Source organism: Enterobacter cloacae complex sp. CARB60 (genome assembly GCF_036487345.1).
Taxonomy (GTDB): Bacteria; Pseudomonadota; Gammaproteobacteria; order Enterobacterales; family Enterobacteriaceae; genus Enterobacter; species Enterobacter asburiae_D.
Genome location: NZ_JAZKLC010000002.1, coordinates 28,280 through 41,730, shown reverse-complemented (window position 1 = coordinate 41,730; position 13,451 = coordinate 28,280). Strand labels below are relative to the sequence as shown.

Genomic DNA, 13,451 nt, shown 5'->3' with positions numbered 1-13,451 from the left:
CGAAGCGACATCTGTCAGTGGACGATAAGCACCGTAAATGGCTCTGCGTCATTCCTGAGTTTATGAGGCACTAAGGCGAACATAAGAGATGGAATGAGCATCTACACGCATATTATTGCACGTAACGTGCCAACATGACATCCAGAAGTTTTACATGACGCAACATTTTAAGATAAAAGGAAATTATGCTGTTGAGCGCCGTCTTAATCTCTACAACATATCGGTAAACGCAGAAATATGTCGTCAGGAGGAGACAGCAAAACCCATAAATAGTTATTTATTTAAATTTCAACAAGTTGCATGTCGCTGGATTGCGACAATGAAAAAGGACGTTGTTGGGGGAATGACGACGGGGATGAAGAATCGCAGAAAACAAAAAACCCCGCCGAAGCGGGGTTCAAAATTGGTCGGCGAGAGAGGATTCGAACCTCCGACCCACTGGTCCCAAACCAGTTGCGCTACCAAGCTGCGCTACTCGCCGATGTACTGCTTTTTTGAATTTTTAGTTCAATTCATTTAAAAAGTCGTGGTGCGAGGGGGGGGACTCGAACCCCCACATCCAAAGGACACTAACACCTGAAGCTAGCGCGTCTACCAATTCCGCCACCTTCGCAATTCACAACTCTTTCAAATAATGGGGTGGCTAATGGGATTCGAACCCACGACAACTGGAATCACAATCCAGGGCTCTACCAACTGAGCTATAGCCACCACTGTATTCTTAACTCACGCGGTACTGACTACTTCTCAGACCACCGCAGCTCCAGCACCGGGTAAATGGTGCGCCCGACAGGATTCGAACCTGAGACCTCTGCCTCCGGAGGGCAGCGCTCTATCCAGCTGAGCTACGGGCGCTTAGCGCCGTTGCGGGGCTGGATATTACGTACCTCCGTCCCCGCTGTCTAGTGCTTTTTTGAAAAAAATGCGCGTTTGGTTATGGTTTGCACATTTTGCCGCTTATTCCTCCACTTTATGCGTGGTGGCACGGCGACCCAGGCCAAAAAGCTTATATGCAGCCGTTACAGCCGCAAGGAAGATCACCCCGACAAACAGCGACATGCGGGTATCTTCATTAAAGTACATCCCGATTAATACGCAAATCAGGAACGCCATCGTCAAATAGTTCGCATAGGGGAACAGAACTGAGCGGAACGGATGGCTTTCAATCGCCTTTTTATGCGCCTGACGGAAACGCAGCTGGCTAATGAGGATAACAAACCACGGCACCATGCCCGGCAGTACGCTGGCGCTGTAGACGTAAACGAACACGCGCTGCGGATTAGGAATGATGTAATTCAGGCAAGAGCCAATCAGCAGGATCACAATGGAGACCGCCACCCCCGCCACCGGCACGCCAGCACGTGAGACTTTGCTCATCGCCGCAGGCAGCTGGTTGTTCTTCGAGAGCGCATAGAGCATACGCCCGCAGCTGTACATCCCGCTGTTACAGCCAGACAACGCTGCCGTCAGGACCACAAAGTTGATGATACCCGCCGCCGCCGTGATACCAATTTTGGCGAAGGTTAATACAAACGGGCTACCGGTCGTGCCAATTTCGTTCCACGGGAAGATGGTCACGATGACGAAGATCGCGCCCACATAGAAAATCAGGATACGCCACAGCACTTTGCCTACCGCGCTACGCAGCGTGACCTGCGGGTTTTTCGCTTCACCGGCGGTAATACCGATCAGCTCCACGCCCTGATACGAGGCCACAACGATACACAGCGCCGTCAGGAAGCCCTTCCAGCCGCCGGCGAAGAAGCCGCCATTTTCGGTCAGGTTGCCAAAGCCGATAGCGTGTCCACCGTTGCCAAAGCCGAAGAAAATCACGCCCAGGCCGACGACAATCATCACGATAATCGTGGTGACTTTGATCATAGCGAACCAGAACTCAATTTCACCGTAAAGGCGCACGGCGGCCAGGTTTGCCAGCGCCACCAGCCCCACGGCAATGAGCGCGGGTATCCACTGGACCATGTCCGGGAACCAGAACTGGACGTAGACCCCTATCGCGGTGATCTCTGAGATGCCCACCGCCATCCACATAAACCAGTATGACCACGCCGTCAGATAGCCGAAGAACGGGCTCATATAACGATGCGCGTAAACGGCGAAGGAGCCGGTTACCGGCTCCAGGAAGAGCATTTCGCCCATGGAACGCATAATGAAGAAGACAAACAGCCCGGCGATAATATACGCCAGTAATACGGAAGGGCCTGCCCATTTGAGCGTACTTGCGGAGCCCATAAACAGGCCCACGCCGATAGTGCCGCCCAGCGCTATCAATTCAATATGACGAGCTTCCAGCCCACGCTGTAGCTCCGGTTTTTTCTCTGCCATAGATCCTCGGTTGTGTTTGCTGTTTCCCGGCTTAAGACCGGGTATTGTTTTTTAGGGGTACTAAAATACGGAGCGAATGGTTTCTTAAAATCTGCCAAATGGCAAACGATGCATTAAAAAAATGAATGCATTGCACAGATTATCAGCAGTTTTGCAGGCGAGTTGCAGCGCGAATAGCATATCGCGCTACATTTTGATTACATTTTCCCGGTGTAATGCCAGGTGAGGTAGCGAAGCAGACGGATCTGTCGTTTAATGCGCGTCGGTTGCGATAGCAGGCGGTACAGCCACTCTAGCCCCAGATTTTGCCAGACCTTGGGCGCACGCTTCACGTGGCCGGTAAAGACGTCGTACGTGCCGCCGACGCCCATGTAGAGGGCATCCGGACAGACCAGACGGCAGTCGCGCATCAGGATCTCCTGGCGCGGGGACCCCATCGCCACGGTGACAATTTTCGCCCCGCTGTCACGAACGCGCTCAAACAGAGCCTGCCGATCTTCCGGTTTGAAGTAACCGTCCTGGCTGCCGACAATATTAACATTCCATTGACGACGCAGTTTCTCCTCCGTCTGGGCCAGTATCTCCGGCTTCCCGCCAATCAGGAACACGGGCGTGCCCTGCGCACCTGCGCGGGCCATAAGCTGCTCCCAGAGATCGGCACCCGCCACGCGGGAAACATTAGCGTCAGGATACTTTTTACGGATAGAGCGGACCACGCTGATCCCGTCCGCATATTTAAATTCAGCCGCTTCAATCAGGCTTTTGACTTCCGCATTATCCTCAACCGCCAGCATTTTTTCCGCGTTGATGGCCACCAGCGTACCGGATTTCATCTGGCCGTCGGCGAACAGAAAGTCCAGCGCGTGCTGCATGTCGCGCCAGCCAATAAGCTGCAGGCCACGTAGCGCATAGCGCGGTGCAGAAATTTTATCAGTCATTACTATCCTTACTTAGACTTGCGACAGCGTTGTGCTGCCCTGCCGCTCGCGCTTGTGCACAAGCCCTGCGCTGTCAAACAGCCAGTACAGCAGTTTGGCCAGCAACAGGCAGAGGCCGAAAACGACCATGAAGAACACCACGCGCGACACGAACGAGTCCAGCCCTTCGCGCGCCAGAACGATCATATTGAAAATGGCACCAAAGCAGAAACTGTGCAAAATGGCGGCTTTATAGCGGTTGGTCTCTTCGTTGCCACGCACGTAAAGCCAGTCGAACCACTTGATAATCAGCCCCACGGCAACCGCCCCGGGCAGAATGAACCACGCCCCCCCCATCACCACCAGGGAACCAATCAGCGTTGGCGAGATTGCCAGACCGGAATGGTTGTTCAGCACTTCCCAGGTAAAGTAATTTGCCGTGTTAAGCACCACGCCGGGCCGGTCCGGCCATAGCCAGGAAGGGATAAAGACGTAGAAGTCGCGAACAATCGGCGCCAGCCCCTGGAAGTCAATCTTGTCGTAGTTTTGCAGCAGCAATGCCAGGTTTTCCCACGGCGAGAAGGTATCGCGCGTCAGGTAGAGGAACGTGTAAAACGCCTCATCGCCCGCCACGTTCATCCCGTAGCGCTTCAGCGCCAGCCAGAACATCCCCACAATGCCAAACACCCCTGCCGCAACCAGCATCCACAGCGAGATCCAGCCGCGGATGATGCCGATAAACAGGAAGATCGCGAAGGCGATAATAATGTTCGCACGCGTGCCGCCCACAATCATGTAGGTCAGGATGCCAAACGCGACGGTACTGACCAGGAAGAACAGCCACGCTTTGCTGTCCTGGCGCAGGAAAAAGATCACCAGCATCGCCGGAATGAAGAAGTAGAAGAAACGCTTAAGCGCCACGCCCGAGACTTCAGCCGAAAAAATCTGGCTGTAGGAGTGGAGCTTAAACAGCAGGAAGCCGTTATGCATGAAAAAGATACCGACGCTGACCAGGGCGATGGTCATCAGCATCACCCACGTCAGGTGGGTCTCCACCCGATTCATGGTAAAAAGCGCCCGACGCGGGGCAGTAGCCTGTGCTGAACGCAGACGCGTTTTATAGGTGACGTAGTAAACCGCATAGAAGCAGGTCGCCGCCAGAAGCGCCTGGAGCAGGATTTCCGGCGGCGCGACGCTCACGTCAAAACGGAAGACCAGAATGCTGGTTAGCGGGAAGCCGAAAAAGAAGGTCAGCAGAAACAGTAACGAGAAGAACACGTTAAAGTTGAAACGCACCCGGCGGAATTCAAACCAGGTAAGCGTGGCGATAAACAGAGTGCTCAGAAGCCAGACAACCAGTAAGCCGCTGAATTGCAACTGACTCATGCTTTGTCTCCTGCTGCGATACGCAGCGCACGGTGCCACGGCGTAATGTAATTCGGGCTAAAGAAGTCGATGGAATTTTTATCCACCAGAGCCAGCTGCCGCTGTGCTTCCCGAACAACCTCTTCATTGAGCACATCGGTAGTGAACAGCACCGGAAGATGCTGTTCGGCCATGTCCTGCCAGAACGGGTTGTCGCGGTTGAGCACGCACGGTACACCCGCCTGAATCAGCAAACACAGTGTGCCAATTCCCTGCTGCCGGGCAAAGATGAAATAGCCAAGATCGCATTTTCTCAGCAGCGCAAGATATTCGTCAAATTCCAGCTTATCGCTGAGGATGTGCAGATTTTCTGCGCTAAACAGCGCAAGTCCCTGTTGGCGAACCTCATCAATATAGGCGTCGTTGTTGGCGGGATAGCCCATCGGCACCACCACGTTCACCGCGTCGCCGAACTGTTGATGCACCGCCCTGAGCGCCGCGACGTGTTCGTTACTGCGATCGCCGGAATTCCCCACCAGGATCGTTAGCTTGCCTTCACGCACCGTGTCATTCGCCATGGCGTTCAGCGCAGGATCCATGCGGGTTGGGAAATAGAGTAGCTCGCCGCGCACGTTCGGGTGCTGTTTAGCAAAATAGTTGAGATCGCCACGGGTGGCAAACACACTGCCTACGCGCCCCTGCGCCATGCGGCGCAGCGGATAGAAAAGACGGAATTTCCAGCCGCGGGAGACTTCGTAGAGATCGGCTCCCCAGATATGCCAGCTGCACTGGGAGGGTTTAATCCCCCCGCTGAGCAGCGCCAGCCACAGGCCGGTATTGAACTGCCCATGGAAAAAGAAACGTTGCTTACGATCCGCTTTGGCTTTGGCAACAACCGCCTTCGCCAGCGCGGCCTTATCCGGCCAGAAGCGAACAGTTAGCGCCGGAAATGCTGCGCTCAGGCCCTTATCCTGACCTGCAACCATAAACTCACGCGCATCAGGATTACCCGATGCCAGCTCGTCGTTGAAGAACCGCAAAACGGTCTGGTTATGGTGTGGGATATCCGATCCCAGGATGTGAATCAGTGCAGTCATGCGCATTTACGCCACAATAAAAATACGCCGCAACAGGCGGCGAAATAAACGATATAGGTTGCCATGTAGGCCTGAGCCGCCCCCAGCGCACCGTGCGCAGGTATCAGCCAGTGTGAAAATGCTGTCAGTAACGCAAACTGGCTAATTTCCGCCAGGACATACAGCCGCAGGGACGCTTTTGCTATCACCAGATAGCCGAAAACGTAAGCACCCACTTTCAGTACATCACCCACCAGCTGCCAGGCAAAGAGATCGCGCATGGCGGTGAACTTCGCAGAGAACAGCAGCCAGATGGCGACATCGCGCAATAACCAAACGGTAAAGCTGGCAGCCGCCACAGCGGGTAACACAAAGCGCAGCGATCGGAAAATCTCACGCGTTATTTCTTGTCTGGACGTCAGACGCGATAAGGTTGGCAGCAGGTAAACGCTAAAGGAAGCCGTAATAAACTGGAGATAGGCGTCGGAAATACTGCTTACGCCCTGCCAGATCCCCACTTCATCCCAGCTATAATGCGCCGCCAGCAGGTTTCGCATCATCACGTAGGCCACCGGCAGCGTGACGGAAGTGATGAGCGCCATCAGGGTAAATTTACCCAGCTGGCTGGCAAGCACCTTATCCCATTGCGGTTTCAGGTAGCTCAGAGGGATGACGCCCCGACGCATCAGCATAAATGCCGCAGGCACAACAACCAGCGCCGGGACCAGCGCCAGCCCAAGCAGTGCGCCTTCATAGCCGCCCAGGCGAAAGCAGAAGTAATAGGCAATCACGCCGATTATGCTGCCCAGGATTAAGGCAAGCGCGTTCCCGGCAGCATCACGAAATCCTTTCATCAGCGCCAGCAGCAGGTTAGCCCAGGCAATGCCCATCTGAACCAACGCGACCAGACGCACTAGCCCCTGGTAATGGGTGTGCCCGAACAACCCCTGGCTGATGGGGGCCGCCGCCACCAGAAAAACAATCGCCATCAGGGTCGAAAAACCCGTGACCATCGCCGAGGAGGTGCCCACCACCCTGCGCAGCTGAGCCGCATCATCGTGATACTGCGCAACGTATTTGGTCACGCCGTTGAAGATACCGGCACCGGCCAGCACCCCAAGGACGGTGACAAGCTGGCGGAAATTACCCGCCAGCCCCACGCCTGAGGGGCCAAATGAGACGGCCAGCAGCTTGACGACCAGCAGCCCGGCGCCAATTTTTACAAGCGTGGACGCGGCGGTCCACACCGATGCTTTTGCCAGAGACATATCAGCCGAAATAACTCAGAAGGGTATTAATCACCGTACGCTGGTTAACAGGCGCGAGGTTGTAGAACAGTGGCAGGCGAAGCAAACGCTCACTTTCTTTGGTGGTGTAACGGTCTTCACCCGCGAACATCCCAAACTCCTCGCCCGCCGGACTGGAATGCAGAGGAATATAGTGGAACACCGCCATAATGTCGGCCTCTTTCAGCCAGGCAATTAACTGACTGCGATCGTCGTTATCGCGCAGCTTGATGTAGAACATATGCGCATTGTGGACGCAATCTGCCGGGATGGTCGGCAGTTCAATACGGCCGGCTTTGGCCAGAGGCTCAAGCGCATCATAATACGTTTGCCACAGGGAAAGGCGCTGCAGATTGATACGCTCCGCCGCTTCCAGCTGCGCCCACAGGTACGCCGCCTGCAGATCCGCCATCAGATAGCTGGAGCCGATATCGCGCCAGGTGTATTTGTCTACCTGACCCCGGAAGAACTGGCTGCGGTTGGTGCCTTTTTCGCGGATCACTTCCGCACGCTCTACGAGCGCCCGGTCGTTAATCAGCGTCGCGCCACCTTCTCCACCCGCCGTGTAGTTTTTGGTTTCGTGGAAGCTAAAGCAGCCAATATGGCCGATAGTGCCCAGCGCGCGTCCCTTGTAGGTGGACATCACGCCCTGCGCGGCATCTTCCACCACGAACAGATTATGTTTTTGGGCGATGCCCATGATGGTGTCCATTTCACAGGCCACGCCCGCGTAGTGAACCGGCACGATCGCGCGCGTTTTGTCAGTGATCGCCGCTTCGATCAGCGTCTCATCAATGTTCATGGTGTCCGGGCGGATATCCACAAAGATGATTTTCGCCCCGCGCAGAACAAACGCATTCGCCGTGGAAACGAAGGTATAGCTCGGCATGATCACTTCATCGCCGGGCTGGATATCCAGCAGCAGCGCCGCCATTTCCAGCGATGCCGTACAGGACGGGGTCAGCAGCACTTTGGCGCTGTGAAAATGCTGCTCCATCCACTGCTGACAGCGACGGGTAAAACCGCCGTCACCGCAGAGTTTGCCGCTGCCCATGGCAGACTGCATATAGTCGAGTTCAGTTCCGACAACGGGTGGTGCGTTAAATGGAATCATCTTGTCACCTGTATAACCAGTAGGCGGTGGCGTCGACATTGGCACCACTCGCAATATAACGTTTAAGCGCGGCGGTGTTGCCCAGTTGGGTCGCGACCCGCAGCGTCACAAGCTGCTGCTGCTGCGCCCAGTGCAGCGCCGCCTGCATCAGTTTCTCACCCATGCCGCGCCCGGCTAATAAGCCAATGCGCGCCTCGCGCTCGTTGAGCTTACGCAGCGAGACGAACCCCTGGATTTGACCGTCCCCTGCACGGAAAACCAGGCAGACGTGGTCAAAGGTACCTTTGACCGCATTCTCTATCCACTGGGCATAGAAACGTCCGCTATCGTCAGGCGCATACCAGGGCGCACGAAAGCGGCTCTGCGCAAACGCCCGGGCCGCCATCTGACGCAGCACGGGGATGTCCCGATCCGTTGCAATTTCCGCGCCGGACGCATCGTGCCGGGTGAGGGTAATGGAAAGGTCTACCTCACCTTCAACCAGCTGAAAGCCGTGTTGCTGGAGCGCGTCAAGCAGATCGGCACGCTCCGCAGGGATCTTCGCCTGCACCCGTTGCCAGGCGATAAAATCTGATTCAGCCAGCACCGGCGCGTCATCGCGCAGACGCACAATGGCCGACGGCAGGCCGAAAAAGGCACTCTCCCACTGCAGGGACTCAAGCACCCCATTCAGGCTGTTCAACGCCAGACACCTTTGGTATCCACAATATACTGCTGACGAACGGCATCGCCGGACGTCGCTTTAAACTCTTTATGATCCACCAGCAGCACCAGCACGTCCGCCGCCGCCAGCGCGTCGTCCAGCGCCGTCAGCGTGCAGTGCCCCGCCAGTTTTGCCGGTAACTCATGGATATTCGGCTCAACCACCAGCGTTTCGCCCTTGTGCCATTCGGCAATCATCTCAGCAATTTCCATTGCCGGGCTTTCACGCAGATCGTCAATGTTCGGTTTAAATGCCAGACCAAAGCAGGCAATTTTCAGCTCGCTGGCGCGCTTGCCGCTCTCTGCCAGACAATCCGCAACCGTCGCTTTAACCTGATTGAGCACCCAGTGAGGCTTGCTGTCGTTCACTTCACGCGCGGTACGGATCAGGCGCGCCTGCGCCGGATTCTGCGCCACGATAAACCACGGATCGACGGCGATACAGTGTCCGCCTACGCCCGGGCCGGGCTGGAGAATGTTGACGCGCGGATGGCGATTCGCCAGGCTAATCAGCTCCCAGACGTTAATCCCCTGATCGGCGCAGATCAGCGACAGTTCGTTCGCAAAGGCGATATTGACGTCGCGGAAGCTGTTTTCCGTCAGCTTGCACATCTCGGCGGTGCGGGAGTTGGTCACCACACATTCGCCTTCGAGGAAAATCTTATAGAGCGCGCTGGCACGTTCGGAACAGACGGGCGTCATACCGCCAATCACGCGGTCGTTTTTAATCAGTTCGACCATAACCTGACCCGGCAGCACGCGCTCCGGACAGTAGGCGATGTTGATATCCGCCTGCTCACCCGCCTGCTGCGGGAAACGTAAATCAGGGCGCGCCTCGGCCAGCCACTGTGCCATCTGCTCGGTAGCACCAACCGGAGAGGTCGATTCAAGGATCACCAGCGCCCCTTTCTTCAGCACGGGTGCAATGGATTTTGCCGCCGCCTCGACGTAAACCATATCCGGCTCGTGGTCGCCTTTAAACGGGGTAGGGACGGCAATCAGGTAGGCATCCGCTTCAACTGGGGTCGTGCTGGCACGCAGGAAACCGCCCTCCACCGCCTCTTTCACCACGCGGTCAAGATCGGGCTCCACAATATGAATTTCGCCACGGTTAATGGTTTCCACCGCGCGTGCGTTGATATCCACACCGACAACCTGTTTTTGACGAGAGGCAAACGCCGCCGCGGTGGGCAAGCCAATGTAGCCAAGACCAATGACAGAGATGGTAGTAAAACTCATAGCGATACCCGATTGTGTTTAAGTGCATGCAAAATACGACCACAAGCCTGCCCGTCTCCATACGGATTGTGGGCCCGACTCATCGCCTGATACGCTTCATCGTCGTGCAGCAGGCGCGTGACCTCTTCGACGATGAGTTGCGCGTTGGTGCCAACCAGACGCACCGTTCCCGCTTTCACCGCTTCCGGACGTTCAGTGGTTTCACGCATCACCAGTACCGGTTTGCCGAGAGAGGGCGCTTCTTCCTGAATGCCGCCGGAATCAGTGAGGATCAGCCAGGCATGGTTCATCAGCCAGACAAACGGCATGTAGTCCTGAGGTTCAATCAGAAGAACATTTTCGACATGGCCCAGGATGCGGTTCACCGGCTCGCTGACGTTAGGGTTAAGGTGTACCGGATAGACAATTTGCACATCGTCGTTCTGCGCGGCGATTTCAGCCAGCGCGTGGCAGATTTGCTCAAAACCCCGGCCAAAGCTTTCGCGACGGTGGCCAGTAACCAGAATGGTTTTTTTGCCGTTATTCAGGAATGGATAGCGGGCGGCAAGTTGTTCCTGCAATTCGCTGTTTGCCAGGACGCGGTCACGTACCCAAATCAACGCATCAATGACCGTATTGCCGGTCACAAAGATTTTGTTATCGACAATATTTTCGCGCAGCAGGTTCTGACGCGAGTTCTCGGTTGGCGCAAAGTGGTACATTGCCAAATGGCCGGTCAGCGTACGGTTGGCCTCTTCCGGCCACGGAGAATAAAGGTTGCCGGTACGCAGACCCGCCTCAACATGGCCGACGGGAATACGCTGGTAAAACGCAGCCAGACTTGTTGCCATCGTTGTTGTGGTATCACCATGCACCAGCACGACGTCGGGCTTGAATGACTCCAGGATGGGCTTGAGATCTTGCAGTATGCGGCAAGTGATTTCCGTCAAACCCTGCCCCGGTTTCATAATATTCAGATCGTAATCCGGGACGATGGAAAAGAGCGTTAAAACCTGGTCGAGCATTTCACGGTGCTGGGCCGTGACGCAGACTTTCGCATCAATATCAGGATCGCTGGCCAGCGCATGAACCAGAGGCGCCATCTTTATGGCCTCCGGTCTGGTGCCAAATACGGTTAGTACTTTCACATCGATTCTCTTCGATTAGGCGATGAAGGCCGTAGCCTTCATCGTAAACGGCGTTCTTAGTTTGTACGACGACGCGTTAACGCCACGCCAGCACCAACGAGTGCGCCCACAATCCCCCACATGATCATCAGGAATGCGCGGCGCGGACTGTCGCGTTTTACAGGTTCTTCAGGCGTTCTCAAATAACGATAGGTCTGAAAACGCGGATCCATGGATGGGCCGACATTAAGCGTATTAAGCATCGCGCGATTTTGATCGTAATCGAGGTCAAAATCAGGCCCTACGGCCTTCAGGTTTTCCAGACGCGCCTGCAGCATAGGGCGACCAAGAAGGAACATTTCAGAGTCAGGCAGTTCATCAGCCGGCACGTCCGTCTCAGTACGGGAAATATTGTGCTGTTCCGCAATTTTCAGCGCCTGCTCAATGTTATGCACGCGGCGACCGAAAATGGTTTTTGCCACCTCTTCCTGACGTTTCACCTGGGCTTTCATCTGGATGGTGCGGGCTGCCCAGGCACCTTTAAGCTCTTCATTCAGATGGCTTGCGGCACGCTGGCTGGCAAACGCGACGTACTGGCGCAACAGGTTGTTGGCGTCCGGCGCGGTTTCTGCAATCAGCTTGACGCTGTCGTTGACGTTACGTAGCGCATCGCCCGGCATAAATTGAATATTGTTAATGAGATCGTCCAGCATCGCGGCATCGGCCTTGGTGTTATCAACCCGACGCTGCTTGTAGTAATCCGTCTGGGACCAGAAGTCGCGACGCGTATCCCACGAAGCCAGCTGCATTACAAACTCTTTATAGGCTTCATCCATAACGGAAGCCTGGTCAGGTGTGGCAAGATTGGCTTTGATATCCAGGTTTCGCAGGAATTGCTGCTGGGAATAGTACCCCCCGAGCATGTTAACCGTTGGCCTGTCCGTGATTGCCGTGGCGCTCCACTCTTGTTTTGCAAAGAACGTATAGGCCAGCGCTAGCAGTGCAAACCCCAGCGCGATCCCCGCAATCCAAAGTTTGCCTGCCCATAACACGCGAAACAAACCCCGAATATCCAGCTCATTCTCAGTTACCACTGATTTCGCTCCCGCCAACGGTTGAGTCATCATAGTCCCGGTTTTACTTAGTTAATGTTGTATGTTTGCCACTGTTACGACGCATCCTGCGCTTAATACGTTTAATGAAGCGTGCTACCTTCCATGCGCGCTTGATGCAGTAGCCGTAGAGAGAAAAAGCTAGCAAGAACAATACCAACATAGCCCATTCAGGCACAAAATGTGTATATTCCGCCGTCACGCCAATCGCCGCTAGAATAGCAGCCGCCAGCGTAATAAGCACAAATGCCTGCCTGGAAGTGAATCCGGCTCGCATGATCAAATGATGAATGTGCTGACGGTCAGCAGAGAAAGGACTCATCCCTTTACGCAGGCGGCGATACATGATCGCAACCATATCCATTAACGGGATAGCGATAATCCATAATGCCGTTACCGGGCTAATGGGGTGAACATCACCCTGAGTAGTTTCCAGCAAGATCCAAATAATGGTAAAGCCGATAAGCGTGCTACCCGCATCACCCATGAATACTTTATAGCGTCGGCCCAATGCGCCGAGATTTAACAGGATATAAGGCAGGATGGCCGCAATCATGGCAAAACACCACATAGCAAGGCTGTATTGACCATCGAACCATAAAATGAAACCAATTGCGGCAAATGAGACGCAGGACAGACCTCCCAGCAAACCATCAATACCGTCAACCATGTTGAACGCGTTAATCGCCACCCACACGGCAAAAAGTGTCAGGAAATAGCCGAACGGACCGAGCTCCATCTCCCAGGAGCCAAAAATATAGCCCAGGCTACTCAAGTGCAGCTTAGCGAACACCATCATAGCAATAGCCACAGCGGCCTGAACGAAGGCGCGGATTTTGACGCTAATATCATAACGATCGTCAAGAGCGCCAACCACCACCAGCACCGTCGCGCAGGTCAGGTACAGTCTGGCATGTGGAATATAGTAATCCGCAATGGCGAACGTGAAGCAGATCCCCGCGAAAACAGAGATGCCCCCGACCAAAGGGATCATGCCTTGATGACGCTTACGGAAGTTGGGTTTATCCACTAACCCCAGATATTTCGCCACCTTACGTGCCAGAAACAAAAAGCAGGTGGTAAACAAGAAAATACTGGTTAGTTCAGTAAACGTATCAAGTAGGTTCACAATGGATGTTCTCAACAAATGTTAGTCAAGGAAGTATAACCATCAAGGCGCTGAGCCTGAAG

The 13,451-nt window shown here is 54.9% G+C and carries 11 protein-coding genes and 4 tRNA genes; all 15 read right to left on the bottom strand.

Annotated elements, in window-relative coordinates; translation table 11 throughout:
* Positions 1–404 precede the first annotated feature (404 nt).
* A tRNA-Pro gene (locus V4835_RS01160) sits at positions 405–481 on the bottom strand.
* 46 nt (positions 482–527) lie between these two features.
* Positions 528–613: transfer RNA gene (locus V4835_RS01155), tRNA-Leu, on the bottom strand.
* Between the two features lie 22 nt (positions 614–635).
* A tRNA-His gene (locus V4835_RS01150) sits at positions 636–711 on the bottom strand.
* 67 nt (positions 712–778) lie between these two features.
* A tRNA-Arg gene (locus tag V4835_RS01145) sits at positions 779–855 on the bottom strand.
* A gap of 102 nt (positions 856–957) precedes the next feature.
* The gene (thrP, locus tag V4835_RS01140) at positions 958–2,343 is read right to left on the bottom strand and encodes a bifunctional threonine/serine APC transporter ThrP (RefSeq protein ID WP_331411027.1); all 1,386 of its coding nucleotides are present in this window, start codon (positions 2,341–2,343) and stop codon (positions 958–960) included.
* Between the two features lie 197 nt (positions 2,344–2,540).
* Positions 2,541–3,281, bottom strand: coding sequence for a lipopolysaccharide N-acetylmannosaminouronosyltransferase (gene wecG, locus V4835_RS01135; RefSeq protein ID WP_331411026.1), 741 nt, complete (start codon positions 3,279–3,281; stop codon positions 2,541–2,543).
* A 12-nt stretch (positions 3,282–3,293) separates the two neighbouring features.
* On the bottom strand, positions 3,294–4,646 hold the full coding sequence (wzyE, locus tag V4835_RS01130; protein WP_121423329.1) for an ECA oligosaccharide polymerase: 1,353 nt from the start codon (positions 4,644–4,646) through the stop codon (positions 3,294–3,296).
* Positions 4,643–5,722: a TDP-N-acetylfucosamine:lipid II N-acetylfucosaminyltransferase gene (locus tag V4835_RS01125; protein WP_331411025.1), complete on the bottom strand. Its 1,080-nt coding sequence runs from the start codon at positions 5,720–5,722 to the stop codon at positions 4,643–4,645. The genes wzyE and V4835_RS01125 overlap by 4 nt, the downstream gene beginning before the upstream one ends.
* Complete coding sequence (gene wzxE / locus V4835_RS01120; RefSeq protein WP_331411024.1) at positions 5,719–6,969, bottom strand: lipid III flippase WzxE; 1,251 nt, start codon at positions 6,967–6,969, stop codon at positions 5,719–5,721. Before wzxE ends, V4835_RS01125 begins: the two co-directional genes overlap by 4 nt.
* 1 nt (position 6,970) lies before the next feature.
* Positions 6,971–8,101, bottom strand: coding sequence for a dTDP-4-amino-4,6-dideoxygalactose transaminase (gene rffA / locus V4835_RS01115; RefSeq protein ID WP_331411023.1), 1,131 nt, complete (start codon positions 8,099–8,101; stop codon positions 6,971–6,973).
* A 4-nt stretch (positions 8,102–8,105) separates the two neighbouring features.
* Positions 8,106–8,783 carry a dTDP-4-amino-4,6-dideoxy-D-galactose acyltransferase gene (rffC, locus tag V4835_RS01110; RefSeq protein WP_331411022.1) on the bottom strand — a complete coding sequence of 226 codons (678 nt, stop codon included), beginning with the start codon at positions 8,781–8,783 and terminating at the stop codon, positions 8,106–8,108.
* A complete protein-coding gene (gene wecC, locus V4835_RS01105; RefSeq protein ID WP_063145035.1) occupies positions 8,780–10,042 on the bottom strand; it encodes a UDP-N-acetyl-D-mannosamine dehydrogenase in 1,263 nt (420 codons plus the stop codon). Before wecC ends, rffC begins: the two co-directional genes overlap by 4 nt.
* Positions 10,039–11,169, bottom strand: a complete 1,131-nt coding sequence (gene wecB, locus V4835_RS01100; RefSeq protein WP_063145036.1) for a non-hydrolyzing UDP-N-acetylglucosamine 2-epimerase — start codon at positions 11,167–11,169, stop codon at positions 10,039–10,041. The genes wecC and wecB overlap by 4 nt, the downstream gene beginning before the upstream one ends.
* Before the next feature lie 56 nt (positions 11,170–11,225).
* Positions 11,226–12,272, bottom strand: a complete 1,047-nt coding sequence (wzzE, locus tag V4835_RS01095; RefSeq protein WP_331411021.1) for an ECA polysaccharide chain length modulation protein — start codon at positions 12,270–12,272, stop codon at positions 11,226–11,228.
* A 13-nt stretch (positions 12,273–12,285) separates the two neighbouring features.
* Positions 12,286–13,389: a UDP-N-acetylglucosamine--undecaprenyl-phosphate N-acetylglucosaminephosphotransferase gene (wecA, locus tag V4835_RS01090; RefSeq protein ID WP_023333824.1), complete on the bottom strand. Its 1,104-nt coding sequence runs from the start codon at positions 13,387–13,389 to the stop codon at positions 12,286–12,288.
* Between the last annotated feature and the right edge of the window lie 62 nt (positions 13,390–13,451).

Coding starts and splice junctions, on each gene's coding strand:
- wzxE (WP_331411024.1), bottom strand. CDS start 6,969: ATGTCTCTGGCAAAAGCATCGGTGTGGACCGCCGCGTCCACGCTTGTA.
- wecG (WP_331411026.1), bottom strand. CDS start 3,281: ATGACTGATAAAATTTCTGCACCGCGCTATGCGCTACGTGGCCTGCAG.
- wecC (WP_063145035.1), bottom strand. CDS start 10,042: ATGAGTTTTACTACCATCTCTGTCATTGGTCTTGGCTACATTGGCTTG.
- wzyE (WP_121423329.1), bottom strand. CDS start 4,646: ATGAGTCAGTTGCAATTCAGCGGCTTACTGGTTGTCTGGCTTCTGAGC.
- rffA (WP_331411023.1), bottom strand. CDS start 8,101: ATGATTCCATTTAACGCACCACCCGTTGTCGGAACTGAACTCGACTAT.
- wzzE (WP_331411021.1), bottom strand. CDS start 12,272: ATGACTCAACCGTTGGCGGGAGCGAAATCAGTGGTAACTGAGAATGAG.
- V4835_RS01125 (WP_331411025.1), bottom strand. CDS start 5,722: ATGACTGCACTGATTCACATCCTGGGATCGGATATCCCACACCATAAC.
- thrP (WP_331411027.1), bottom strand. CDS start 2,343: ATGGCAGAGAAAAAACCGGAGCTACAGCGTGGGCTGGAAGCTCGTCAT.